At 45.3% G+C, this 23791-nt stretch carries 22 protein-coding genes; 14 read left to right on the top strand and 8 right to left on the bottom strand.

The genetic code is table 11. The features are described 5' to 3' along the window. Positions 1–3 precede the first annotated feature (3 nt). The 6 genes from DR864_RS14065 to DR864_RS14040 all read left to right on the top strand — a co-directional run bounded on the left by DR864_RS14065 (position 4) and on the right by DR864_RS14040 (position 6927). Complete coding sequence (locus DR864_RS14065; protein WP_114067575.1) at positions 4–1518, top strand: DUF1501 domain-containing protein; 1515 nt, start codon at positions 4–6, stop codon at positions 1516–1518. A 182-nt stretch (positions 1519–1700) separates the two neighbouring features. Continuing rightward, complete coding sequence (locus DR864_RS14060; protein WP_114067574.1) at positions 1701–2612, top strand: sugar phosphate isomerase/epimerase family protein; 912 nt, start codon at positions 1701–1703, stop codon at positions 2610–2612. A 111-nt stretch (positions 2613–2723) separates the two neighbouring features. After that, entirely contained in the window at positions 2724–3554 is an 831-nt protein-coding gene (locus tag DR864_RS14055) for an alpha/beta hydrolase (protein ID WP_205319247.1), read from the top strand. 7 nt (positions 3555–3561) lie between these two features. After that, positions 3562–4575, top strand: a complete 1014-nt coding sequence (locus DR864_RS14050; protein WP_114067573.1) for a polysaccharide deacetylase family protein — start codon at positions 3562–3564, stop codon at positions 4573–4575. A gap of 45 nt (positions 4576–4620) precedes the next feature. Next, complete coding sequence (locus DR864_RS14045; protein ID WP_114067572.1) at positions 4621–5541, top strand: AEC family transporter; 921 nt, start codon at positions 4621–4623, stop codon at positions 5539–5541. A gap of 78 nt (positions 5542–5619) precedes the next feature. Continuing rightward, positions 5620–6927: a cation:dicarboxylate symporter family transporter gene (locus DR864_RS14040; RefSeq protein WP_114067571.1), complete on the top strand. Its 1308-nt coding sequence runs from the start codon at positions 5620–5622 to the stop codon at positions 6925–6927. Here the strand turns inward: DR864_RS14040 and DR864_RS14035 are convergent. Beyond that, positions 6924–7382 (bottom strand): GNAT family N-acetyltransferase, encoded by a 459-nt coding sequence (locus DR864_RS14035; protein ID WP_114070281.1) that lies wholly within the window; start codon positions 7380–7382, stop codon positions 6924–6926. The genes DR864_RS14040 and DR864_RS14035 overlap by 4 nt on opposite strands. 48 nt (positions 7383–7430) lie before the next feature. Between DR864_RS14035 and DR864_RS14030 the strand changes: the two genes are divergently transcribed. The 8 genes from DR864_RS14030 to msrB all read left to right on the top strand — a co-directional run bounded on the left by DR864_RS14030 (position 7431) and on the right by msrB (position 13797). Beyond that, positions 7431–8096 (top strand): TatD family hydrolase, encoded by a 666-nt coding sequence (locus DR864_RS14030; RefSeq protein ID WP_162793821.1) that lies wholly within the window; start codon positions 7431–7433, stop codon positions 8094–8096. A 72-nt stretch (positions 8097–8168) separates the two neighbouring features. Continuing rightward, positions 8169–8975, top strand: coding sequence for a tRNA threonylcarbamoyladenosine dehydratase (locus DR864_RS14025; protein ID WP_114067569.1), 807 nt, complete (start codon positions 8169–8171; stop codon positions 8973–8975). A 21-nt stretch (positions 8976–8996) separates the two neighbouring features. Further along, entirely contained in the window at positions 8997–10016 is a 1020-nt protein-coding gene (locus DR864_RS14020) for a GntR family transcriptional regulator (RefSeq protein ID WP_114067568.1), read from the top strand. Between the two features lie 84 nt (positions 10017–10100). Next, positions 10101–11810, top strand: a complete 1710-nt coding sequence (locus DR864_RS14015; RefSeq protein ID WP_114067567.1) for an alpha/beta hydrolase — start codon at positions 10101–10103, stop codon at positions 11808–11810. 74 nt (positions 11811–11884) lie between these two features. Then, positions 11885–12499 carry a DUF1684 domain-containing protein gene (locus DR864_RS14010; RefSeq protein WP_114067566.1) on the top strand — a complete coding sequence of 205 codons (615 nt, stop codon included), beginning with the start codon at positions 11885–11887 and terminating at the stop codon, positions 12497–12499. A 178-nt stretch (positions 12500–12677) separates the two neighbouring features. After that, entirely contained in the window at positions 12678–12905 is a 228-nt protein-coding gene (locus DR864_RS14005; protein WP_114067565.1) for a DUF433 domain-containing protein, read from the top strand. After that, positions 12906–13268 carry a DUF5615 family PIN-like protein gene (locus tag DR864_RS14000; RefSeq protein WP_114067564.1) on the top strand — a complete coding sequence of 121 codons (363 nt, stop codon included), beginning with the start codon at positions 12906–12908 and terminating at the stop codon, positions 13266–13268. Positions 13269–13281: 13 nt separating this feature from the next. Continuing rightward, positions 13282–13797, top strand: coding sequence for a peptide-methionine (R)-S-oxide reductase MsrB (msrB, locus tag DR864_RS13995; RefSeq protein WP_114067563.1), 516 nt, complete (start codon positions 13282–13284; stop codon positions 13795–13797). An 81-nt stretch (positions 13798–13878) separates the two neighbouring features. Here msrB and DR864_RS13990 read toward each other — a convergent pair whose 3' ends face one another. From DR864_RS13990 to DR864_RS13960, 7 genes are all read right to left on the bottom strand, one after another. Beyond that, positions 13879–17355, bottom strand: a complete 3477-nt coding sequence (locus tag DR864_RS13990) for an efflux RND transporter permease subunit (RefSeq protein ID WP_114067562.1) — start codon at positions 17353–17355, stop codon at positions 13879–13881. A 7-nt stretch (positions 17356–17362) separates the two neighbouring features. Then, entirely contained in the window at positions 17363–18499 is a 1137-nt protein-coding gene (locus DR864_RS13985; RefSeq protein WP_114067561.1) for an efflux RND transporter periplasmic adaptor subunit, read from the bottom strand. A 69-nt stretch (positions 18500–18568) separates the two neighbouring features. Next, a complete protein-coding gene (locus DR864_RS13980) occupies positions 18569–19930 on the bottom strand; it encodes a TolC family protein (RefSeq protein ID WP_114067560.1) in 1362 nt (453 codons plus the stop codon). 65 nt (positions 19931–19995) lie between these two features. Next, a complete protein-coding gene (locus tag DR864_RS13975) occupies positions 19996–20646 on the bottom strand; it encodes a TetR/AcrR family transcriptional regulator (RefSeq protein WP_114067559.1) in 651 nt (216 codons plus the stop codon). Between the two features lie 410 nt (positions 20647–21056). Further along, on the bottom strand, positions 21057–21527 hold the full coding sequence (locus DR864_RS13970; protein WP_114070280.1) for a MarR family winged helix-turn-helix transcriptional regulator: 471 nt from the start codon (positions 21525–21527) through the stop codon (positions 21057–21059). A gap of 222 nt (positions 21528–21749) precedes the next feature. Beyond that, positions 21750–22367 carry a DUF2306 domain-containing protein gene (locus tag DR864_RS13965; protein WP_162793819.1) on the bottom strand — a complete coding sequence of 206 codons (618 nt, stop codon included), beginning with the start codon at positions 22365–22367 and terminating at the stop codon, positions 21750–21752. Between the two features lie 145 nt (positions 22368–22512). Next, positions 22513–23592: an aminotransferase class I/II-fold pyridoxal phosphate-dependent enzyme gene (locus DR864_RS13960; RefSeq protein WP_229599581.1), complete on the bottom strand. Its 1080-nt coding sequence runs from the start codon at positions 23590–23592 to the stop codon at positions 22513–22515. Positions 23593–23791: the final 199 nt, after the last annotated feature.

Here is a 23791-nt window from a genome sequence, read left to right as displayed (position 1 = left end):
ACCATGTCACATCATCACGACGACGAATTTAGACTACATACGCCTGATTTTCAGGAGTTAAATAAGCGGCTTGACCGGCGTCATTTCCTGACCAAAACCTCATTGGGGTTAGGGGCATTGGCGGTGGGCTCACTGTTTGGTGCAAAGCATTTGTTTGGTGCTTCACCAGGGATTAAAGAAGAAAGTTCGGCCAATCTGGAGGAAGAAATTCTGAAAGCATTACCGCACATTGCTCCTAAGGCCAAACGGGTGGTATATCTTTTTATGGCGGGTGGTCCGTCGCAGTTTGAGACGTTTGATTATAAACCCAAACTCTACGAAATGGCGGGCCAAAACCTTCCAGATTCGGTGCGAAAAGGGCAACGGCTCACGGGAATGAGCGCCAACCAAAGCGCTTTGCCAGTGGTGCCGTCTATTTATAAATTCAATCAACACGGTAAAAATCAAACGTGGATAAGTGAACTCTTACCTTACACCGCGCAGGTGGTGGATGAACTCTGTTTGGTGAAATCCATTCATTCTGAGGCCATTAACCACGACCCTGCGATTACGTTTTTCCAAACGGGCAATCAGCTTCCTGGGCGCCCGTCGATTGGTTCGTGGGTGAGTTATGGTCTTGGGTCAGACAACCAAAATTTGCCAACTTTCATTGTGTTGGTTTCTAAAAATGCCCCCCGTGATCAGCCCTTGTATGCGCGCTTGTGGGGAAATGGTTTTTTGCCTTCCAAACATCAGGGTGTGCAGTTTCGGTCAGGAAAAGACCCCGTTTTGTTTCTCAATAATCCCGAAGGCTATGAAGGCAACGACCGGAAAGAAATGCTGGATTATTTGACCAAACTCAACCAACTCCAAAACGAAGCTTACGGGGACCCCGAAGTGGACGCCCGAATTGCGCAGTACGAAATGGCGTATCGGATGCAGACCTCGGTGCCCGAAGTGATGGATTTGTCGGGTGAATCGGACGAGGTTTTTAACCTGTACGGCCCGGACAGCCGTGATTCGGGTACGTACGCGGCCAATTGTATTTTGGCGCGAAAACTGCTCGAAAAAGACGTCAAATTTGTGCAACTCTACCACCAAGGTTGGGATCAACACGGCGGGTTGCCCAAAAACATTGCCAATCAGTGCAAACAGGTGGACCAGGCTACGGCGGCGCTGATTATTGACCTCAAACGTCGCGGTATGTTGGACGATACGTTGGTGATTTGGGGCGGAGAATTTGGCCGGACCGTGTATTCACAAGGTAAACTCACTGCCGATAATTACGGCCGCGACCACCACCCGCGCTGCTTTACGATGTGGATGGCGGGAGCAGGAGTGAAGCCGGGAATCAGTTACGGAGAAACCGATGATTTTAGTTATAACATCATCAAAGACCCCGTTCATGTTCATGATTTTCATGCTACGTTGATGCACTTGCTGGGCGTTGATCACGAGCGACTTACCTATAAATTTCAAGGTAGACGTTTTCGTTTGACGGATGTGCATGGGAAATTGGTGAAGGGAATTTTGGCGTAAGATGTATGCTTACTGTCGTGGAAGGCCCCATTTTGATGCCGTGGTTGTGTGTTATCACCAACTACCCACTTGCACTCTATTCTTAGCATAAAAGCCTTATTAAAAATAAAGCGTTTTTCGGCCATTGAATAGTAAAAAAGGGGGGCAAATGTACTTCTGAATGAAAATCTCCTTTTTATCCGATGGAATCATTCGAAAATAAGAATTCAAGAAGAAACTTTCTGAAAATAGCCACTGGAACCGTGGCGGGAATTGTTACGTCTGGTACGTGGGCCGAAGCGGCCTTTTTGGGTGATACGCACAGGGCATTATCGTTGCCTTTGGGTATCTGTACCTCATACGACAAAACACCGCTGATGAAAAGTTTGGGCTATTCGTTTATCGAAGAAAATGTCGGACGATTCCTGATACCTGATAAAGGTGGGGACGAGCAATACCAAAAAAATGCCGCCGCTCTTAAGTCTGAGCGTTTTCCCGTTAGGTCGTACGTAAGTTTTTTTCCAGGAACGCTTAAGTCGGTAGGTAATGATACGCACCATGACGCTATTCTCCAACGTGCCGATTTGGCCCTCAAACGCGCCAAAGAGTGCGGTTCCGCCAATATCGTGTTTGGAAGCGGCGGTTCACGGTTCATTCCTGAAGGATTTGACCGCGAAAAAGCCAAACAGCAACACATCGAATTGAGCAAAAAAATGGCCCTTCTGGCCGAAAAGCACGGGGTGACGTTGGCCATTGAGCCGCTCAACCGCAGTGAAACCAATTTTATCAACAGCTTGGCCGAAGGCGTTGAAATTATCGAGGCGGTCAATCACCCGCGTTTTCGACTGTTGTGCGATATTTACCACATGATGAAAGACAACGAAGGGCCCGAGCAAATTGTGAAATACGGTAAATACATCACCCATTGTCACATTGCCGAAAAGCAGAATCGTACGGCACCGGGCGTGGTTGGCGATGATTTTAGGGAATATTTCAAAGCGTTGAAAAAGATAAAATATAAAGGCGGACTATCTATCGAGTGCCGCTGGAAGGATTTCGACAATGAAGCCAAAAAGAGCATCGAAGTGTTGAAACAGCAGATGTCAGAAGTGTAAAATCTCGGAGATAATTGCCCGTTAGCCTTTTTAAGTTTGGATAACTTGAAAAGGCTTTTCTTGTCTAAATAAATACAATCGTTGAACTTTGCCGACAAACCCTTTTTTTGGATGACCTTTTTTAGAAAAATACTTTTAGTAGGCTTGACCTGTTGGTTGAGCCAAGCCGCTTGGGCGGTAAAAATTGATACCGTGGAAACCTACAGTGCTTCCATGAAAAAAAGCATCAAGGCCGTGATTATTACCCCCGATTCCTACGACGGGAGCAGGGAGTTTCCGGTGGTGTATTTGTTGCATGGCTACGGCGATAGCTACAACGGATGGGTCAAAAAAGCCCCTTTTATGCGTGAGGCGGCCGATTTGTACCAAGCCATCATCGTCTGTCCTGACGGTGGATTTTCAAGTTGGTATTGGGATAGTCCCCTTGATCCGACGATGCGGTACGAAACCTACGTTTCCAACGAATTGGTGTCTTGGGTTGATGGTAAATACAAAACCATCAGAAGCCGCGCAGGGCGGGGCATTACTGGTTTGAGCATGGGCGGCCACGGCGCGTTGTATTTGGCCCTGAAACACCAGGATGTATTTGGCGTGGCTGGCAGTATGAGTGGGGGCGTCGATATTCGGCCGTTTCCTAATAATTGGGACATGGCCAAACGGTTAGGAAAATATGCCGAAGCACCTGAAAACTGGGAAAAGAACACCGTTATCAATATGTTGCACCTGCTAACGCCTAACTCGTTGGCGCTCATCATCGACTGCGGCAGCGAAGATTTCTTTTATCGGGTCAATAACAATCTCCACGAAAAACTGGCGGAGCGCAATATCCCCCACGATTATATTTCCCGTCCGGGCGGGCACAACTGGCCTTATTGGAACAGCGCGGTGAGTTATCAATTGCTGTTTATGAAGCAGTACTTTGATAAACAGAAAAGCAAATAGCGTCGGTATGGCCTTCAAACATTTTGTCCGCGATAGTTGGCTCACTGCTTCGTATTACACGGGCCTGAGTCAATTATATCATGCGTTGATAGGGCGAAAGCAGGGTGTTGTTTCCTATCATAATGTATTGCCAATAAGCACTTTACCGCCGTTTGATACGTATAATGTAGACGTTACTGCGGCGGTGTTTGACAAGCAGTTGACTTTTTTGAAGAAGCATTTTCGGGTCTTGCCTATTCAAGAATTGGAAAATCCACAAGCGCAAGGGCTGTTTTTGACCGTCGACGATGGGATGCTGAATAACTACGAAATTCTCGCGCCAATTCTTGAAAAACACCAACTCTCTGCGCTCTTTGCGATTTGTCCTGCCATGATTGATGGTGAACTCCCGCACATTTGGCGCGACCATCTGTTTTTGTTGTTGCAACAAGCCCAAGGTCAGGATTTTTTTTTGCCACTCAATCAATACCAACAGCCTTTTTATATGACGCAAGATTTGCGAAATCTTAATAACCTCACCCGGGAGTTAAAAAAATACATTTACCAACATCAAATCGAGGATATTTACGGACTTGTAAGAGAGATTTGTGGAAAGAACGGTTGGGGCTATACCCAAGTGATGCATGACCCACTTCGCTATCAATTCATGAATTGGGGTCAAATAAGGGACTTAACAAAACGCGGTCACCGCATAGCTTCACACACCATGACCCACCGCGTGTTGAAGTTTTTGTCAGAGGAACAAAAGCGATATGAGTTGGTGGAGTCTAAAAAACGCCTTGAAAAGCAACTGAATGCATCAGTAGATATTCTTGTGTACCCATACGGAAGCATGGCCGAAATTGACGACGCTACGGTCAGCGCAGTGAAAGAGGCGGGTTATCAAACGGCGTTGATGAATGTTCAACATCATTCACTTTCCACGCCTCATCTTACGTTGCCGCGTTTTGCTTTTCCACCCATTGCCGATGCGCCGCATTTGCACGCGATTGTGTCGGGCTATAAATTTTTGTTTCGGTAGCGGTTTGTTGAAATTTCAAGAAAGGTCGGAACTACGGGTTTTAAAATGATAAATATTCTATTTCTGCTACTTTGCCTCGTCCTGGGAACCTTGCTCAAAAAAGTACCTGCCTTGCGCCAAGATGCTCCTTTGGTCATTAACAACCTGCTTTTGTACGTTTGTTTGCCCGCCGCTACGTTGCTTTACACCTCCACGACCCGATTTAATTCCAATTATGCCCTGCCGATTTTGATGCCTTGGATTTCTTTTGGAGGCTCATTGCTATTTTTTCAACTCCTAAAAAAGTTCGTAAAGTTTCACCGCCACAGCGAAGCGGTGCTTATCCTGACGGCGGGTATTCCGAGCGTGTCGTTTGTTGGTTTTCCGATTTTTGAATTATTATATGGAGAAAAAGGGATGCAAATAGGCGTGTTGATGAGCCAAGCAGGGTCGTTTTTGGTGTGTAGTACGGTGGGGATTGTTACGGCATCATACTATGCCAATGCCCAAACCAAAAAATGGACATTTCTCCTTGATGTGCTGCGATTTCCTACGTTTATTGCCTTTTGTATCGCTCTGATTATCAATTTTTCAGGCTTGGGTTTACCCGAGATTGTCGCTGATTTATTAAAAAAACTTGCTGCGCCTTTCAGCATGTTGGCGTTGATTTCGATTGGAATGCAGGTTGATTTTCGGGATAAAAACATCAATTGGCAGGCGCTTGGCTGGGGGTTGGGTTATAAACTAATTTTGGCTCCGCTGTTGATAACGTTACTGTTTGTGATAATGCTGAAACAACGTGGCATCATCGCCGAAATGTGCGTATTGGGAGCGGCGTTGGGGCCCATGAATACCATCGCCATTATTGCCTCCAACTATCGCCTCAATCCTGCGCTGGCCGCTCAAATGGTAGGAGTCGGTATTCCGCTGTCATTAGTGCTTATCATAACCGTTCGAGGGTTACTCAGTTTTTTTGGCTATTTTTGAAAAATACCCCTTTTCATTCAAAATTATAGCCGTCAAACCATTGTTCATTTTAGAAGAAATATAAGCCTTCCTGTTCTGATGAAAAAACTCTTTACAAATTTGACCTTTTGGGTCTTAACCGCGATTACGTTGGGTGTGTTATTGGGGCATTATTATCCTTCGGTGGCGTTGCAACCCATTTTGGAAAAACCCATCAAATTCAACCTGTGGATTTCGGAATTTGAAATTAAAACTACTTTTAGCGAGTTTTTAAGCAGTCTTTTCATCAGTATTGTCAAACTTTTTATCAATCCCATCATTTTTGTGACCATTACGCTCGGTATCATCAGCATGGGCGACCTCAAAAAAGTGGGTAAAGTAGGAGCGAAAGCGTTGCTCTATTTTGAAGTGGTGACTACCATTGCGCTCATCGTTGGGGTATTGGTAGCCAATATCATTCGTCCAGGCGACGGGGTAATGACCGAGGCCATTCAGGGAGGTGATATTTCAAAATACACCAAAAGTGCGGTGGCGTTTAGTTGGTGGAAGTTCTTTTGGGACAATGTTACGTTGCAGGTGTTGGTGGTAGCCATCGTGTCGGGAATTGTCATCAGTGGTCGTTCGATTAGGCACAAAGTCGTTGAGTTTTTGACGCCTGTTTCCAAGACCATCTTTTGGGGATTGCACAAAGTGATGTTGTTGGCACCTATCGGAGCATTTGGAGGTATGGCATTTACGATCAGCAAATACGGTATCAAAACTCTGCTGCCACTCGCCAAACTCATGCTAACGGTCTATGTCACTATGGCCCTGTTTGTGTTTGTGGTGCTTTATTTTGTGTTGCGTTATTATCAGGTCAGCATTTTCAAGTTCTTACGCTACATTCGAGAGGAGCTGTTGATTGTGCTCGGGACGTCATCGTCGGAGGCAGGATTGCCCTCGCTTATGGAAAAATTGGAACGGATGGGTTGCTCAAAATCGGTGGTTGGCCTGGTCGTTCCTGCGGGCTATTCCTTCAATTTGGATGGTACTACGATTTACCTTTCTATGGCAGTGATTTTTCTGGCTCAGGTATTCAATGTTCATCTTGACCTTGGGCAGATTTTGACCATTATCGGCATCCTAATGATTACTTCTAAAGGGGCGGCTGGTGTAACGGGGAGCGGTTTTATTGTGTTGGCCAGTACATTGTCGGCCATCAAAGTGATACCAGTAGAAGGTTTGGCGTTGTTGTTGGGAGTGGACCGATTTATGTCTGAAGCCCGGGCTATCACCAATTTTATCGGGAACGGCGTCGCGACGATTTGGATTGCAAATAATGAAAAAGAGTTTAATCGGCACAAAATGGGCTATGCTTTTGGGCACGTGGAGCGCTTTGAAGATATCAAAACGGATAATTTAGATTAGGCTTGTCGTATCATAATGGTATGTGGAATGCCGTCTTCTAGGTAATCTTCGCCAGTAGATTGAAAACCAAACGATTCATAAAACTTCAAAAGATACTTTTGCGCGCCGATTTTGATGGGTTGGCGGCCGTATAGTTGCTCACATTGTTGGATGGAATAAGACATTAGTTTTTGACCAATACCCTGTCCGCGAACTTTATTGGAAGTGGCCACACGACCGATAGAGGTGTAGCCTTCAAACGACAGATTGACATCAAACAGGCGCGTATAGGCGACCAAATCCCCGTCTTCGTCGTACCCTAAACAATGATGTGCGACAAAGTCTTTTTTGTCGGCGTCGTGGAAAGGGCAATTTTGTTCAACGATAAAAACGTCAATTCGCAGGGCCAACACATCGTACAATTGGCGGAGACTGAGGCTGTCGAAAGGAAGGCATTGAAAGGTAACGTTGCTCATGTTGGACGAAGTTTAATAATTTTATGCTATTCTGAAATTTCCGCAAAGTTGACACAATTTCTCAATTTTCATACCCACAATTTTCCACCTCCGCCCGACGAAAAAAGTATTTACAATCTGCTTATACAAGACATTAAGCGGTTTGGAGAGGTCGAAAACAACTGGATTTCCCTGGGAATTCACCCGTGGTATGCCCATCCCGAAGATTGGCAAATTCAATTAGCGGCTGTTGAGCAATTGGCGGGTCATAAAAACGTGCTTGCAATAGGTGAGTGCGGTCTTGATAGGGGCATTTTGCTTCCTCTAGCAACACAATTAACGATTTTTACGGCTCAGGTAAAGTTGGCTGAACAGTTGCAGAAACCCGTTATTATTCACTGTGTACGGGCCTTTAACGAGCTTGTACAATGGCAGAAACAAGCGAAACCTTCTGTGCCATTGGTTGTCCACGGCTTTAATAATAAGCCCGAAATCATGCAGCAATTATTAGCGCATGATTTTTACTTTTCGCTCGGGGCGGCCTTGCTCCAACCAGAATCAAATGCCGTAAAGGTCTTGAAAATCATTCCTTTATCACGTTTATTTTTAGAGAATGATGACCGTAGTATACCCATTGAAAAGATATTCGAAGCGGCGGCTGTGCAGTTAGAAATCCCGATTTCTGCGTTAAAAAATCAAATTTGGACTAACTTTGCAACGGTGTTCAACCCGTAAAGAATAAACAGTCTTTATTGTTGGGAAATGCACGTGTTTTATTTACTAACCCATTAGTTTTACTTTAAAAAAATGGCTGATTTGTCATGGCTTTCACGCACGCATTTGTTGGTGGGAGATGAAGGATTGACCCAACTTCAACAGGCTCATGTGTTGGTGGTTGGACTGGGCGGCGTAGGCTCTTTTGCGGCCGAATTTATTGCCCGTTCTGGAGTGGGGGCCATGACCATCGTTGATGGTGATGTGGTAGACCCTTCCAATCGAAACCGCCAATTGCCAGCCCTTGCCACTACGCACGGATTGCCTAAAGCCGACCTCATGGCTGAGCGCCTCTTGGCCATCAATCCTGAATTAAAACTAAGGGTTGTGAAAGAGTTCTTGACCCCCGAAAAGGTACGCGAAATTATGGAAACGGGGCCGTATGATTATGTCATGGATTGCATTGATAGCATTACGCCCAAATTGACCCTCCTGTCAACGTCATTGAATTATAATTATCCGTTGATTAGCTCTATGGGGGCGGGTGGAAAATACGATCCTACGCAGCTCAAAGTTGCGGATTTATTTGATACCTACGAGTGTATGTTGGCGCATTATGTGCGCAAGCGATTAAAAAAATATGGTATTGAGTCAGGAATCAAAGTGGTGTTTTCGACGGAAAAAATACAGAAAGATTCGCTCATGCTGACCGACGGCAATAATTTTAAACGTTCGGCCTACGGTACCATTTCGTACATCCCGGCTACCTTCGGAAGTGTTTGTGCCTCAGTCGTTATTCGTGAATTACTTGGTCAAAAAGTGGAGTTGCACAAAAATCCACTGAAAGAAATCAAGAAAAAACAGCAGCGAAAGAAGCTGAAGAAGCCACAAAAAGACTAAATTTGAAAAAAGTACCGGCGTATGTCATTTACCCTTCACTTGAATCACGACGCTAAAACCCCTAAGTACAAGCAGATTGTAAAATCTGTTATCGACGGGGTTGAAAGAGGTTCTCTAAAGCGTCATCAGCAATTACCTTCAATCAATGAATTGAGTGAAGAATATTACTTGGCCCGTGATACCGTCGAAAAAGCCTACAAAGAACTCAAAGCACTGGGCATTATTGATTCGGTACGCGGCAAAGGATATTATATACTCAACGAAAAACCGAAACAAATTCGGGTTTTGTTGGTAATGAACAAGCTAAGTGCTTACAAAAAGGCTATTTATGAGTCTTTTGTGGCTACATTGGGTGATCGGGCCACGGTTACGTTGCATATTCACCACGGCAGTCTTCGTATTTTTAGGGATATTGTTAAAGACAGTGTGGGGCATTATCATTCATACGTTGTTATGCCTCACTTTTATAATGACGTCAATATTTCGTCCATTGTTGATACTTTACGCCAAATTCCTGCCAACGAATTGGTGCTGCTGGATAAAGAGATTCCCGAGTTGACTGAGGCGCATTCTAGCATTTATCAGGACTTTACCAACGATTTGTACGGAGCCTTGGAGTCGGGTCAGGATTTGCTGGACAAGTACGAGGAGCTGGTTTTAGTGTTTCCAAAAGATGTCAAATATCCACCCGAAATTGTGCGTGGGTTTCGGAATTTTTGCGCCCATTTTCATAAAAACGGCCGAACGATCGAAAGCGCCTCGTCTGAAACCGAATTAAAAGGACGCGCCTATGCGGTATTGGAAGATTCGGATTTGGCCGAGTTGGTCAAAAAAGCAAAGCAACAAGGGCTTGAATTGGGCAAAGATGTAGGTGTCATGGCCTTCAATGACACGCCCCTCAAAGAAGTACTTGCTGATGGCATTACGGTGATTTCTACCGACCACGAACAAATGGGCCGCTCGGCGGCGGAGTTGATTTTGGAGGGCAATACTGCCCAAATTAAAAACCCCTTTGGGTTGATTCGCCGAGGCTCGTTGTAAGAGAAAGATTTTATGGGTTAAATCATTCAAAAAGTGCCGAATAAGTTGTAAAATTGAGTAATCATCAACTTATAACTTATTTATATGCATCGTCTTCTACTGCTCGTATGCGCTTGTTGGGCTACCTTTGCCTCCGCCCAAACCCAGTTTTCTGTTACTTTCCCTACGTCAAAAGGCACTTCATTTGATGGCCGTCTGATGTTATTTTTGGCAAAAGACAATAAATCAGAGCCACGCTTTCAAGTAAGCGACGACGCCAATTCGCAGCAATTATTCGGTCAAAATGTGGACGGTTGGCAGGCTGGCAAACCAACGTTAGTGGGGGCTTCGGCTTTTGGTTATCCTGTTAAATCTCTCACTGATTTCCCCGCTGGCGAATATTGGGTACAGGCACTTTTGCACAAATATGAGACCTTTAAACTCAAAACTGGCTACACCGTTAAGCTACCTATGGACCGTGGCGAAGGTCAAAACTACCGCACTGCCCCTGGAAACTTGTATTCAAAACCGTTCAAAATTAAGTTTGACCCCAAAGCCAAGCAGGTTGTAAAAATCGTACTTGACCAGGAAAATCCGCCTATTGTTGAGCCTAAAGACACCAAATACATCAAACACATCAAGATTCAGAGTAAAATGCTGACGGAATTTTGGGGGCGGCCCATGTATTTGGGAGCACACGTGCTCTTGCCGCATGGCTTTGACGAACATCCCGAAGCCAAATACCCGCTATGCATCAATCACGGCCACTTTCCCGCTGATTTTGATGGTTTCAAAGAAACCCCGCCACCTGCCGACATGGATACCACCGATTACGTAGCGCGTTTTGGCGTCTATGGTTATAAAAAATTTGTATGGCAGGAGGCTTATAATTTTTACAAGCAGTGGACGAGTAAGGATTTTCCGCGTATGCTTATCATTGAAATTCAGCACGCTACGCCGTATTATGATGATTCTTACGCGGTCAATTCGGCCAACATGGGCCCCTACGGCGATGCCATTACGTACGAGTTGATTCCCGAAATTGAAAAACGTTTTCGCGGAATAGGCCAAGGCTGGGCGCGGTTCTTGTACGGCGGAAGTACGGGCGGCTGGGAAGCGTTGGCGGCGCAGGTATTTTATCCCGATGAGTACAATGGCTGTTTTGCCGCCTGCCCAGACCCGATTACGTTTGAGGCGTATACGGTTGTCGATATTTACAAAGACGAAAACGCCTACTTTTTGCCCGGTGATTTCAAGAAAACTCCTCGTCCTGGTATGCGTAATTACCTCGGTCAGGTCAAATGTACCATTGAAGAAATCAACCAACGCGAACTGGCCATCGGCGACAATTCCCGCTCGGGCGACCAATGGGATATTTGGCAGGCTACCTACTCACCCGTGGGTGAAAATGGGTATCCAAAACCGATTTGGGACAAAGCAACGGGAAAAATCGACCATTCGGTGGCGAAATATTGGTCAGAAAACTACGATTTAATGCACATCCTGAAACGTCAGTGGGCCACGGTTGGGAAGAAATTGCAGGGAAAAATCCACATTTATTGCGGTGATATGGACAACTATTACCTCAACAATGCGGTTTATTTGATGGAAGATTATTTAAAAACCACCAAAAATCCGCATTACGATGGTGAGGTAAAATACGGCGACCGCTTTGAGCACTGCTGGAATGGTGACCCGAATTTACCCAACCACGTGACGCGCTTGCGGTACAATACCATGTACATCCCCAAAATCCTCAAACGCATCGAAGCAGGCGCTCCTGTGGGGGCTGATTTGAAGAGTTGGCGGTATTGATTTGAGAGAGTTGGTTTGTGTTTTGAGATGCAAACCCATTCAAGTTTAATACTAAAGAAAAGCCAAAAATCCTTATGAAAACAGTGGCGCATTGGTTGGTGTTTTGGGCCTTAATCAGTTACGGTGCAATGGCTCAGGAGGTTAGTGCCTATGCTGATAGTCTGGAAAAGCACCGCGACAATTACCGTCAGGATTTCTTAAAAAGTGCAGGCTCTCCGCTCAAACAGGAAGATTTATCCTTTTTGCGGTTTTATGACGCCAATCCTAAGTTTAAAATCCAAGCCCATTTTGAACTTACGCCCGATGCCGAGCCTTTCACGATGGCAACGAGTGATGGCAAAAGAACGGCTTACGTGAAGTTCGGGATTGTGAGTTTTAAGGTAAACAACAAAACCTATCAGTTGTCGGTGTATCGAAGCCCTGCACTCATGAAAATGCCTGTTTACAGGGATTATGTGTTCATTCCTTTTCGGGATGGAACGTCGGGCAAAGAAACCTACGGCGGCGGGCGCTATCTTGATTTTCGACTGAGAGATTTTCAAAATGGCCACGTGACCATTGATTTTAACAAAGCCTATAATCCCTATTGTGCGTATTCTGATGGATATAGCTGTCCGATTCCTCCCCGAGAAAATCATTTGACAGTACGGCTAGAAGCGGGAGAGAAGAATTACGGGAAAGAGCGTTAGAGGCAGTTAAGGAAACCGAAGAATATAAAATGGTAAATTTAAAAATAGTGGTGCTCAAAAGTTATGATTTTAACAACGGAAGATGATTGTTAAGCGTTTCTAACAGCAAATACAGACCTTTTGCGTGTGTTGTTTATGTGCCAGTTCGATGTTATCTTGCGTTATAAAAAAGTGTATCATGCAATATCTTGAAAGAATTACCATTGACCCAGAGCTATGTCACGGTAAACCTTGTGTACGGGGAATGCGCTGGCCTGTAGAGGTGATTATTGATATGTTGGGGGCAGGCATGTCTTTTGACGAAATTGTGGAAGACCATCCGGAATTGGAGCAGGAAGACATTTTAGCCTGCCTTAATTATGCTAAGTTGTTGGTATCAGGGCGTTCACTCAGAGAAGTGGCCTAGATGAAATTTATTTGTGATGTACATATTTCGTATAAACTTGTTCGTTTTCTGACATCTAAAGGGTTAGAATCCTATCACGTTAATTCTTTAGAAGATAAGTGGCATACTAAAGACAATGAAATTTGTCGCTTCGCTGATGCCAATGACTTGATTGTCATTACAAAAGACGAAGACTTCCGCAACTCGTTTTTCCTGCAACGCACTCCTCGAAAACTGATTCGTATTTTACTTGGGAATATTTCTAATGACTCTCTTATCTCTTTATTTGATAAACACTTACCCATTATTCAGGAGTTAGGCGAAAATGAAAGGTTTTATCTTGAAATGGGAGATTCCATTACCATTTATAATTTTCGGGAATAGCTTTGACACGATAATGAAAACGGCTTGTGGATTTTGGCTTATTGGAATTTTTGTGCTTTTCATAAGTTGCAAAGGCGGGGTAAAAAAACACAATCACTATTTTTCGTTGACAGATACTACGGAGCTACGCTTGCCCAACAGCACTTGGGAGGAGGTTTTGACCGATGGCGTTTATACCGTTACCCGCGAAGGCTCTACCGAAATGCCTTACACTAACGAGTATTGGGACTTTAAAGGTACGGGGCATTACCATTGTGCCGCTTGTGGAAATCTGTTATTTAGCTCCGCCCATAAATATGATAGCGGAACGGGTTGGCCGAGTTTTTGGCAACCTTCGGAACCAAATCGACTGCTTTTTCGGAAAGACTTTTCAGAACGGGAAGAACGTATAGAAGTTCGTTGTCGGCGCTGTGGTGGGCATTTGGGGCATTTGTTTTACGATGGTCCCGCACCCACGCGGCAGCGGTATTGTATGAATTCGCTGGCGCTGAAGTTTGTGGGGGGTAAGGGAAGTAAACCAACTAAATAACCTTTTCAGAAATAATACTAAAAAAGCCGCCCCAACTGGGACGGCTTTTTTTACCAAGCATCTCTAAACCTTTAAAATTAACTATACTTCTAAATTCTTTTCCTGCTTTGATTTGGCACCGTTGCCGTTGGCAGATGCTTTTCCATCCACTCCATTGACAACTGGCGCTAAAACGTGAGCGTCTTTGCGACCGAAGCGATCTTTTAAACGCTCAACGATATAATACATGGCAGGAACCATTACCAGGGTTAAGACGGTACTGAACGATAATCCGAAGATAATCGTGAACGCCAGCGAGCCCCAGAATACAGCACTAAAGCCACCGATAAAAAACTGCGGGTCAAACTCCGTAAAGAGGGTCACAAAGTTGATGTTCATCCCAATCGCCAACGGCACCAGACCCAAGATACAGGCCGAAGCGGTCAGCAATACGGGGGTAAGACGCGCTGCTCCTGCTTCAATAAGCGCCTGACGTACAGACATTCCTCGTCCGCGTAACTCTTCGGTGAATTCAATCAACAGGATTCCGTTTTTGATTACAATACCCGCCAAGGCAAAGATACCTACACCTGTCATGATGATTGACATGGTTTTGCCCGTAATCATAAATCCTAACAATACTCCAATCAAGCTAAACAACACCGTAAAGAAAATAATGAACGGCTTGCTCATGGAGTTGAATTGTGTTACTAAAATCAAGAATATCAACAAGATAGCTCCTAAGAATGCCACACTCAAAAACTGCATGGACTTCATTTGCTCTTCCTGCTCGCCGCCTAAGCGTACGTTGTAACCTTGCGGAATTTCAATGCCGTCTACCACTTCTTTGATTTGGGCGTTTACGTCGTTGGCGTTAAATCCACCCAATACATCAGAAGAAAGCGTCACGACACGTTCCTGATTTTTACGGTTAATGCCGCTGTAAGTGGTCGAATAACGAATATTGGTCAACGTGCTCAATGGAACCTGGCGCAATACTCCACCGAGGTTCATGTCGCGGTATACGATATTCATGCTCAACAACTTTTCGATCTGACCACGGTCGTTTTCCTTTAAACGAACCATGATGGGATAATCGTCTTTGTCGTCGCGGAATTTAGAAACTTCGGTTCCAAACAAAGCCCCACGAATTTGCAGCGCGATTTGCGCCGTACTGATGCCTTCACGAGCGGCTTGTTCGCGGTCGATGTCAATCACGATTTCGGGTTTGTTCAACACCAAATCAGACTTCAATTCTTCGATACCAGGAACACCTGCTTTGATGATGGCATTTTTTACGTTGGCCGTCAAATTGACCAATTTATCAAAATCTTCACCCGCAATTTCAATCGTAACGGGTTTACCCGTTGGCGGACCGTTGCTTTCTGGCTCGGCTGTTACCTGCGCACCAGGGATTCCCTTTACGCGTTCGCGTACTTTGGCTAAAATATCAGCAGTTGAGATGCCGTAATGAATACGTTCTTCCACACTTTTGAAAGCCACCGTGATTTTTCCTTTGTTGGGCACCACAGTACGGTCGGGGTTGAAAGGGTCACCAGCGTTGATACCAATGTTTGTAATCACCGAAGCCACAATCGGGCTGTTTTTGCCAATAACGCCATACACACGGTCTTCGAGGGTTTTCATTACTTCGTTGGTCTTGGCGGCGTCGGTACCTTGCGGCATGACGCAATAAACGTACACGAAGTCAGGATCTCCAGAAGGGAAAAAGACCGATTTGGGCTGAACAATGCCCGTCAGGATGATGGTGCCGACAAACATCGCAATCACTCCCGCAAACAGCACATAAGGCCGAGCACCCGTAATAACCCATGAAATGAGTTTACGATAACCATTTTTGAGACGCGGAAACACATTTTCCTGAAAAGGAACAATGATGTGCGGGGTCAGAATATAATGGTTGAAAACGTACAGAATCGTAATCAGCGCGAATAAGTTACCGATACCGAAATTGATAAAATAACCCACAACCGATAGCCCTATCAATACCAATAACGGCTTCAAGATAGAACGGAATGATTTGTCTTCGCTGGCGTGCTCCTCTACGCGTTTCAGTGATGAAGACGCAAATACTGGGTTCATGACGTAGGCCACAAACAACGACGCAAAAAGTGTGATGATAAGTGTCAGCGGTAAGAATTTCATGAATTCACCCACAATCCCCGGCCAAAACAAGAGCGGTAAGAATGGCGCAATGGTCGTCAGTGTTCCCGTCAATACAGGCACAAATACCTCACCCGCCGCAAATGAAATCGCTTGATTTCGACTGAGTTTCTTGTCGTCATTGTATACGCGGTGGGCGTTTTCAATCACCACAATGGCGTCATCCACTACAATTCCGAGTCCAAGTAGGAAGGCAAAAAGTACGATGGTGTTCAACGTAAACGTAATACCTGTAGCCGAAGCGATGACCGGGAATAGCACAAAAGCAACCAACGTAGAAAGCGGAACCGAAAGCCCCACAAAGATGGCATCCTGAACCCCCATGAAAAACATCAAGACCAATACCACGAAGATAAAGCCCAAGATTACGGTGTTCAACAAGTCGTTCAATTCTACTTTCGTACGCTCTGAACTATCGTTGGTCAGGCTAACTTTCAAGCCTTCGGGAAACTTGGTGTCCTCGTATTTTTTCAGAATGGTCTTAATCTCATCCGCCGCTGAAATCAAGTTTTCACCCCCGCGTTTGATAACATTGAGGGTAATTACCGTTTTTCCGTCCAGGCGTGCGTAGCTTTGTCTTTCGGCAAAACCGTCTTTTACTTCGGCGATTTCGCTCAGTTTGAGTGTAGCGCCGGTCGATGAACGAATGATGATGTTGTTCAGTTGATTTACATCTTTGAACTCACCCACCACGCGGAGATTGCGTCGTACATTGTCAACGTTGAGCTCACCGCCCGATATGTTGATGTTTTCGCCCTGAATGGCGTTTTGGATTTCGAAGAATGAAACCCCCGCGGCCTGCATTTTGTACAGGTCAAGGTTGATTTGAATCTCGCGGTCAAGTGCCCCCACGATGTCTACGCGGGTGATTTCGGGCAGGGATTCAATTTCATCTTTCAACTGTTCGGCGTAATCTTTCAGTTTTTTCAACGAATAATTACCCGCCAAGTTGATGTTCATGATCGGAAACTCCGAGAAGTTTACCTCCTGCACCGAGGGGTCCTGCTTACGGTCGGTAGGCAGGTCGACCAGTGCTTTGTCTACGGCGTCGGATACGCGCTGTTTGGCGGCTTGGGCCGTGATTCCCGTCGTAAATTCAACCGTGATGAGTGAAAAATCTTGAATCGAATTAGATTTGATTTTTGTCACCCCACTCGCGGCTTTCAATTGCTTTTCGATGGGTTTTGTAATAATCGTTTCAATGTCCGAAGGGCTCGCGCCGGGGTAAATCGTCGAAACGATAACCGTGGGCACGGCGATTTCAGGAAACTGCTCTTTGGGCATCGTGAAGTACACGAACAAACCCGCCAGTGAAATAATGGCCGTGAAGAGATATACCGTGGTCTTATTCTCTAAGCACCAACGGGTAATTGCAAAGTCTTTTAGGGTTGTCATAAGCGTATTAATAACTGATTACCTGTCCGTCTACCAAATCCTGATAACCTTCCGTTACAATCAAATCTCCCGCCCGGAGTCCTTCCGTGATTTCGATTTCGCCGTTGTAAGATACTCCCGTTTTAATCTTGCGCGACTTCGCTACTTTCTTGTTTCCTTCCATTTCTGCCACGTATACTACATCGCCAAACTCGGTGCTTTGGATATAATTTTGCTTGATAACCAAGGCGTTGGATTTGTTGATGTCGGCAATGTTCAGAATCGAAAGCATATTAGGCTTGATGTCGCTGGTGCTCGGAATGGTGGCCTCAATTTTGAATGTACGGTTGGCTGGGTTGACCAATTTGCTGATAAACGTGATGCGGGCGTTGATTTCACGACCAATGTCGGGCAGATTTACTTTTACGGCATCGCCCATTTTGATATTGCTCAAATAGGTGTCGGGCACGTTGGCCGTTGCTTTCAGGCTGCCCAAGTTGACGATGCTCGCCAGCGGCATACCCGGTGCAGCAACCTCACCCGTTTTGGCCATTACTCTTTCCACCGCTCCACTGATGGGGGCGTATACGTTATAGAGGTCAACTTGCGTATTCAGCACTGCGAGGTTTTTCTCCAAAGACTCTTTGTTGTTTTTCGCCTGCAAATACTGAATTTCCGTTCCGATTTTTTGGTCCCATAGGGCCTTTTGTTTATCATAAACGGTATTCACCAATTCCATTTGCTGTTTCAAAGCCGCGATTTGGTCGCGCAGGATGGCATTGTCGATTTTAGCCAATAATTGTCCTGCTTTTACGGTCTGCCCTTCTTTTACGTAGACCGTGGTGTATGTACCGGCCATTCTTGGGGTAGCAGTGGCGGTGTTTTTGGTTTCGACCGTTCCCTGAATCTCGATAAAACTTTTGAAACTTCGCGGTTCGAGCGTGGTGGTCACGACTGGAATCACCTTTTCGGCGGCTTTCATGGTTGGGTCAGCGGCTTTGAGTTCGGTTTCGAGCGCCGTGATTTTTTCCGTTAGCGTTTTGGCATCGGCTTTGAGTTTGGCTAAGGCTTCTTTCTTCTCCGCTAACGTATTCGGTTTCTTTTCGCCTCCGCAGGCAGTTACGAATAAAGTGGCTGCTAATAAGAAAATGTATTGTGCTTTCATAAAATGTGTTGTTAGATTTCAGGTTGGATAGTGGACCGCGAGGTGAGCCTTGGTCCACTGCCCACTGTCTTAATAGTTTAATTTACCTTTGGCTTTGTCCAAATCTACTTTTGCTAAAAGCAATTCGTAGAGTGAGGCAAAATAGTTGGTTTGAGATTCTTTCAGGGCCGACTCGGCGTTGATTACTTCAATATTAGAGCCTGTTCCTGATTGATATTTGATTTTAGACACCCGCACTACTTCCTGCGCCAAATCAAGGTTGCGCTTTTGGGTTTTGAGAGTTTCTAGGCCGTTGATGATGGTGATGTTTGCGCTGCGAATCTGCAAATCAATGGATTGCTCCACCAAACTCAGACTTTGCTTCACTTTATCAACCGTGAATTTGGCCTGTTGAATCTTGTATTTCTTGGCAAAACCGTCGAAAACGGGAATGTTGACACTCAAGCCGATGTTGGCGTTGTTGAACCACGGCGAGCCCCAAACTTCCCCAAAACCATTTCTACCCGTGTTGTACCCGTAGCCGGCAAAAGCGGAAACGGTAGGATAATACCCTCGTTTGTTGTTCTCAACGTCCATTTCTGATAGTAACAGATTGCTCTTCAGAATAGAATAGTCAATACGCTGGTCATACTTGAAGTCGTTGACATCGCTGGCCTTTACTTCCGCCGCAATCTTTTCTACGTCGGTTTCGTTGATGCGGTCGGTCAGTTGGATGGCTTCGTCAAGTTTCATACCCATCTGAAATTTGAGCATATAATAACTCAAATCCACCATGTTCTGCACCTTAGAGCGTTCGGTTTTGAGGTTATTGAGCGATACTTCCAAACGGTCTACGTCCAGTTTTTCGACAAATCCTTTTTGGTTCATTTCGCCCATTTCGCGGGTCAGGCTATCCAAACGCTGAATGTTCAGGTCCAACAGTTTGGCTCTTTCTTCGGCCACCAATACGCCATAATAGGCTTTTGAAACGCTTTCGGCGATTTGGATTTTAGATTGGGTTACGTTCTTAACGGCCAATTCCCGATATGCCTGTGCAGCTTTCAAACCCAACAACCATTGGGCGTTGAAAATCATTTGGTTGAGTTGAAGCGCCGCATTCCCCGAGTATTTTACGCCAAATTGAACGGGTACTGGAGGTGCGCCTTCTGGAGCTTGAGGGTCAAAAAAGATAGCTGGTAAAAAAACACGTTGGATGATAAGGTTGTCCATGAGGCTTACCGATGCATTTACTTGTGGTAAACCTACCGACCGAATTTCTCCAATCCGCGACTCCGCGCTTTGGGCGTCGGTTTGCGAGTTCTTGACGTTGATGTTGTGCGTCACTCCGTATTGAATGGCTTCCTGAAGTGAATAACGCGTTTGGCTGTAGGTCGGAAACAGCGGTAGCATACATAGCACCAGCCATTTCCATTTGCGTTGAATTGATTGCATAGAGTGTGATTGAATGAATTGTTTAGAGGCCGTTTCCGACCGATACGATTTAAAAAAATGGGCTGTTAATAGGTACTTTTGGTGTTCAGCAAGGCTGATAGAGATATAGAGACGGAAAGTTGCGTTTTTGTGTATTCTTCATATAATTCAAGTCCTTCGGGGGTGACAATTCCTCGTAAAAAATGGTCGAGTAATTCCAACTGAGTGTCCAACGGATTGAACTGTCCTACAGGAAAAATATAAGGGTCTAACCCCATTTCAACCTGTTCGAGGCGTAATCTGGCAATGACTTCAGCGTTGACATTGGAGCGATACAACCCCATTTCAATGCCTTTTTTGATGTTTCTCCGTATCAAATCCAGCACAAACTCTTTCTTATACTGCGAAAACATATCCCAAGCCTGCGGGTAATACTTCTTGATGTCAAAAATGGCCGACGGATTTAATCCCGACATGGTTTGTCGCATCATTTCGGCACCCATCACTGCCTCCGCAATTGGGTTGGGGGCTTCATTGTGGATTTTCTCGGCAATGAAGTGGTCGCATTCAAAATGGTGTTTTACCCCCGCACATACCATTGAATTTTTGTCTTCAAAATGTTGGTAGATGGTTTTTTTTGAAATACCCAACTCACGGGCAATATCATCCATCGTAACACTTTTGACGCCGAACCTAAAAAATAGTTCCTGCGCTTTTTCAAGGATTCTTTCTCTCACTATTGTTTTTCACTTTTTAAAGATAGAAACTTCGGAAACTCTATAAAGGTTCAAAGTTTCCGAAGTTTTTTATCAAATATTTTTGACTTCCATGAGAGCGAAATAGGTATTTAAGGCGTTTTTTTGGTAATACAAATTAAATAGTTGTCACTGACAACCCTATGTCAGTAGTGTTGGAGAAAATGAAAATTAAATCCGAACTACTAAAGCATGGTGGATGGAGTGCTTGTTTTTGTATTATTTAAAGAATAAATTTTGTAAAAACGTATACACACCCAACCAATGGAAATCTAATTGTATGAGAAGGCAAAAGTAAAAACCCAACTTAGACGCTGCTAGAAAAAAAGCGCGAAGTGGGTGAAAATGCTGACAAAAGGGAAGATTCGGGGGATAAAAATAAAGGGCAGTGTTTAAATTTCGTCGTTAAGGAAGTTTTCGGCTTTGATTTTGTTGTTTTCCTCTTCTACCAATCGGTTGATTTCCTTGATAACGTCAAAGAAGATGACCAATTTGTCGAGCGGAATTTGGTCGCGCAGCATGGTATTGAAAGCTATCACGCCCTCGCGGGCCATTTCGCGTCTTCGTTTGCCCTCTTCGGTCAAAAAAACTTTTACAAAACGTTTGTCTACATCGTCGGTTTCGCGCCGAATCCAGCCGCGCTCTTCGAGGGCTTTGAGCGTACGCGTGAGGCTGCGCGGCTCCATGCCGATAGACGGCCCGATGCGGGTGGCAGGGGTGCCGTTTTCCATGTCGATATTCAGCAAAACATACCCAATCGCCATCGTCATACCATACCGCCGAGAGGCGTAAGTATTGTACATCCTGGAAATGGCGTGCCAAGCCCATTTGATGTGAAAGTCGACGGTTTTTTCCTTGCGCATTACCTGTTGATTTGATGTCATTTGTAAAACTTCCCAAGTTTTGGAAGAATCCATCTGCCAAAGTCGGGAAGTTTAGTATCAGTGTCAGATAGGCAAAGATAGACGTTAAAATTGATTATGGTATGTCAGCATACCACATTATTGAATAGACATTTTGAATTTTGCTAAATAAAAACGGACGGCTCTGCCGATAAACAGCCCGCCAATCAGGCCGGGCATAATCTAAGTAGCGATATAAATCCCTGCGGGGGCGTCAGGAAAAACATAACGTATATTTACCAGCGCAAACGCCGTGAAAGTAGCGATGTATGAGCCGCCCATGCGCTCAATGTGGACAAATAACCACTCTCGGCTGCCGTATTTGGCGGCGTGAGGGAGGAGGTATTTTTTGAAATCGTAACGGGCATTAGAGCCGCTGAAAATTCCGAAAACTAAAAATAACACTCCTATGGATTCAAATTGCCCCTTCATCAATAGTGTGGAGAGGTGATACAAGCCATAAACAATCATGGCTACGGAGGTGGCCGCCATCAATCCCGATATGCCCCAATCATACCATCTTATGGGCTCTTCGTCGCGTTGTTGGAGCGACCGCCGCCCCGTAAAGCAGAGATAGAAGCTGAAAATAGCGATGCCTGTTAAGAACAAACGTCCGTCGGTGAGGGGAGAAATGAGTACCAACCCAACGGCTGAAATGGCTACGAAAACCATTGACCAGTAATAAATTAGGCCCGTCGTATTATGTAAACGGCTCCCTTTTTTGGATAACATAGGAACAAGCCCCACGGCAAGGGCCAGAAATCCAATGGCAACGTGGGTAACGATAAAAAATGTTTTCATGGCAGTCTTTTGTTTGATTGAAGGATGGTTTAAGGCCGAACAACGAAACAAATATCTGCGGAAGCGCTTGGGCAAACAGCTCTTTTCCGACGGAACAACCGTCGAAGGGAGTGAAGCGAAGGAAGCAAAGGGCAAACTGAAATGCTTAAAGGTACAACGCGGCGAAGTCACGACAGGCTGCACTGAGTTTTTGAATGTCTTCGGCCGTATGCCAAGCACTCAATACGACGCGGGTATTGGCTTTGTCGGTGGGTTTGGGGTAAGAAAAGCTGTAAATGAAAATACCTCGTTCCAATAAAAAAGGGTACAACTCGTCTCGCTCGCTGTAAAAAACGGGGTAATTGTCCGTAAAACTCAACAAGTTTAAGTCCCGAATGGAATCGGTAAATTGGCTGATATTGACTTGTAATCGCTCATAAGCGTCGGCATAAAGGGTGTCGGCGTGAACGTACGCGTAAAGATGGTCGGGGGCCACTGGCGAGCAACCGCCAAAGTATGCGGAATAGCGAATGTGGTGCAGGCTAGCAGGGTCCGAAAAAATAACGCCACCCGGCAACCCCATGGCTTTGGCCAGTGAAGCCGTCACAATCAGACGAACGTTTTTTCTTTTAGGAATACGTTCCCAAACGCCACAGCCTCCCGTACCCGTTATACCCAAACCGTGGGAATCATCTACCACCAAAACCACTTCACGGTCTTCGGGAACGGCTTTAATCCATTCAAAACCGTATAGTTTTCCGCGAAGGGCATCCACAGCATTGGTGACGAGGGTAATTTTTTGATGGGTAGTTTGTAGGATTGCTAAGGTATTTTCAATCCAGTGCTCAAATGTTTCCTTGGCAATATCCACCTGGGGCAGGTGCCAAACCGCAGGATGAACATCGGGCGAATACCTGAATTCGTAGCCTTCGAGCATCAACTGCCGAACGGTCGCCTGCCCTGCTAACATCCCTGATGATAGCGTGAGTGCGGCATCTGCCCCCGCCCATGAGGCCAGTTTTTGTTCAGCCTGTTCGTAAATGGTCAGTTGTAAATTGCCGTTTCGGGAGCTTCCGTACACACTTCCGTACTGATGCAAGCCTTCCTGAATGAGGTTTTGAAAAGCGGGATTGTGCGGCAAACCCAAATAGGCTGTGCCGCTGAAATATAGGTATTCCTGACCGTCCAAATCAATGGTTCGGTTGGGTAAATGGGTGATTTGGTGGAAGTTGGTGGGGGTCAACAAATGAAAAAAGTATTAAAACCGAAAATAGTAAACCGTAAAACTGAAAATGGCGCCGACCGCGCGGTGTAAAACCGTAAAGTGCAGAATTTTAAAACGAAAAAGTAAAAAATGAGAAAATTCGTAATTGTCAATCCTATTTTTTAATTCATATCTCGTCATTCAACATTCGTACTTCGTCACCGCAGAGGCGGTCTGCTCG

The sequence above is a fragment of the Runella rosea genome (assembly GCF_003325355.1).
In the GTDB taxonomy this organism is placed as follows: Bacteria; Bacteroidota; Bacteroidia; order Cytophagales; family Spirosomataceae; genus Runella; species Runella rosea.
This window is presented reverse-complemented; position numbering and strand designations above follow the sequence as displayed.

Excerpts from the sequence above, each read along its gene's own strand:
- DR864_RS14055 (WP_205319247.1), top strand. The coding sequence starts at position 2,724 with ATGACCTTTTTTAGAAAAATACTTTTAGTAGGCTTGACCTGTTGGTTG.
- DR864_RS14025 (WP_114067569.1), top strand. The coding sequence starts at position 8,169 with ATGGCTGATTTGTCATGGCTTTCACGCACGCATTTGTTGGTGGGAGAT.
- DR864_RS14010 (WP_114067566.1), top strand. The coding sequence starts at position 11,885 with ATGAAAACAGTGGCGCATTGGTTGGTGTTTTGGGCCTTAATCAGTTAC.
- DR864_RS14005 (WP_114067565.1), top strand. The coding sequence starts at position 12,678 with ATGCAATATCTTGAAAGAATTACCATTGACCCAGAGCTATGTCACGGT.
- DR864_RS14050 (WP_114067573.1), top strand. The coding sequence starts at position 3,562 with ATGGCCTTCAAACATTTTGTCCGCGATAGTTGGCTCACTGCTTCGTAT.
- msrB (WP_114067563.1), top strand. The coding sequence starts at position 13,282 with ATGAAAACGGCTTGTGGATTTTGGCTTATTGGAATTTTTGTGCTTTTC.
- DR864_RS14045 (WP_114067572.1), top strand. The coding sequence starts at position 4,621 with ATGATAAATATTCTATTTCTGCTACTTTGCCTCGTCCTGGGAACCTTG.
- DR864_RS14000 (WP_114067564.1), top strand. The coding sequence starts at position 12,906 with ATGAAATTTATTTGTGATGTACATATTTCGTATAAACTTGTTCGTTTT.
- DR864_RS14065 (WP_114067575.1), top strand. The coding sequence starts at position 4 with ATGTCACATCATCACGACGACGAATTTAGACTACATACGCCTGATTTT.
- DR864_RS14060 (WP_114067574.1), top strand. The coding sequence starts at position 1,701 with ATGGAATCATTCGAAAATAAGAATTCAAGAAGAAACTTTCTGAAAATA.
- DR864_RS13980 (WP_114067560.1), bottom strand. The coding sequence starts at position 19,930 with ATGCAATCAATTCAACGCAAATGGAAATGGCTGGTGCTATGTATGCTA.
- DR864_RS13970 (WP_114070280.1), bottom strand. The coding sequence starts at position 21,527 with ATGCGCAAGGAAAAAACCGTCGACTTTCACATCAAATGGGCTTGGCAC.
- DR864_RS13990 (WP_114067562.1), bottom strand. The coding sequence starts at position 17,355 with ATGACAACCCTAAAAGACTTTGCAATTACCCGTTGGTGCTTAGAGAAT.
- DR864_RS14015 (WP_114067567.1), top strand. The coding sequence starts at position 10,101 with ATGCATCGTCTTCTACTGCTCGTATGCGCTTGTTGGGCTACCTTTGCC.
- DR864_RS14020 (WP_114067568.1), top strand. The coding sequence starts at position 8,997 with ATGTCATTTACCCTTCACTTGAATCACGACGCTAAAACCCCTAAGTAC.
- DR864_RS14035 (WP_114070281.1), bottom strand. The coding sequence starts at position 7,382 with ATGAGCAACGTTACCTTTCAATGCCTTCCTTTCGACAGCCTCAGTCTC.
- DR864_RS13965 (WP_162793819.1), bottom strand. The coding sequence starts at position 22,367 with ATGAAAACATTTTTTATCGTTACCCACGTTGCCATTGGATTTCTGGCC.
- DR864_RS14040 (WP_114067571.1), top strand. The coding sequence starts at position 5,620 with ATGAAAAAACTCTTTACAAATTTGACCTTTTGGGTCTTAACCGCGATT.
- DR864_RS13985 (WP_114067561.1), bottom strand. The coding sequence starts at position 18,499 with ATGAAAGCACAATACATTTTCTTATTAGCAGCCACTTTATTCGTAACT.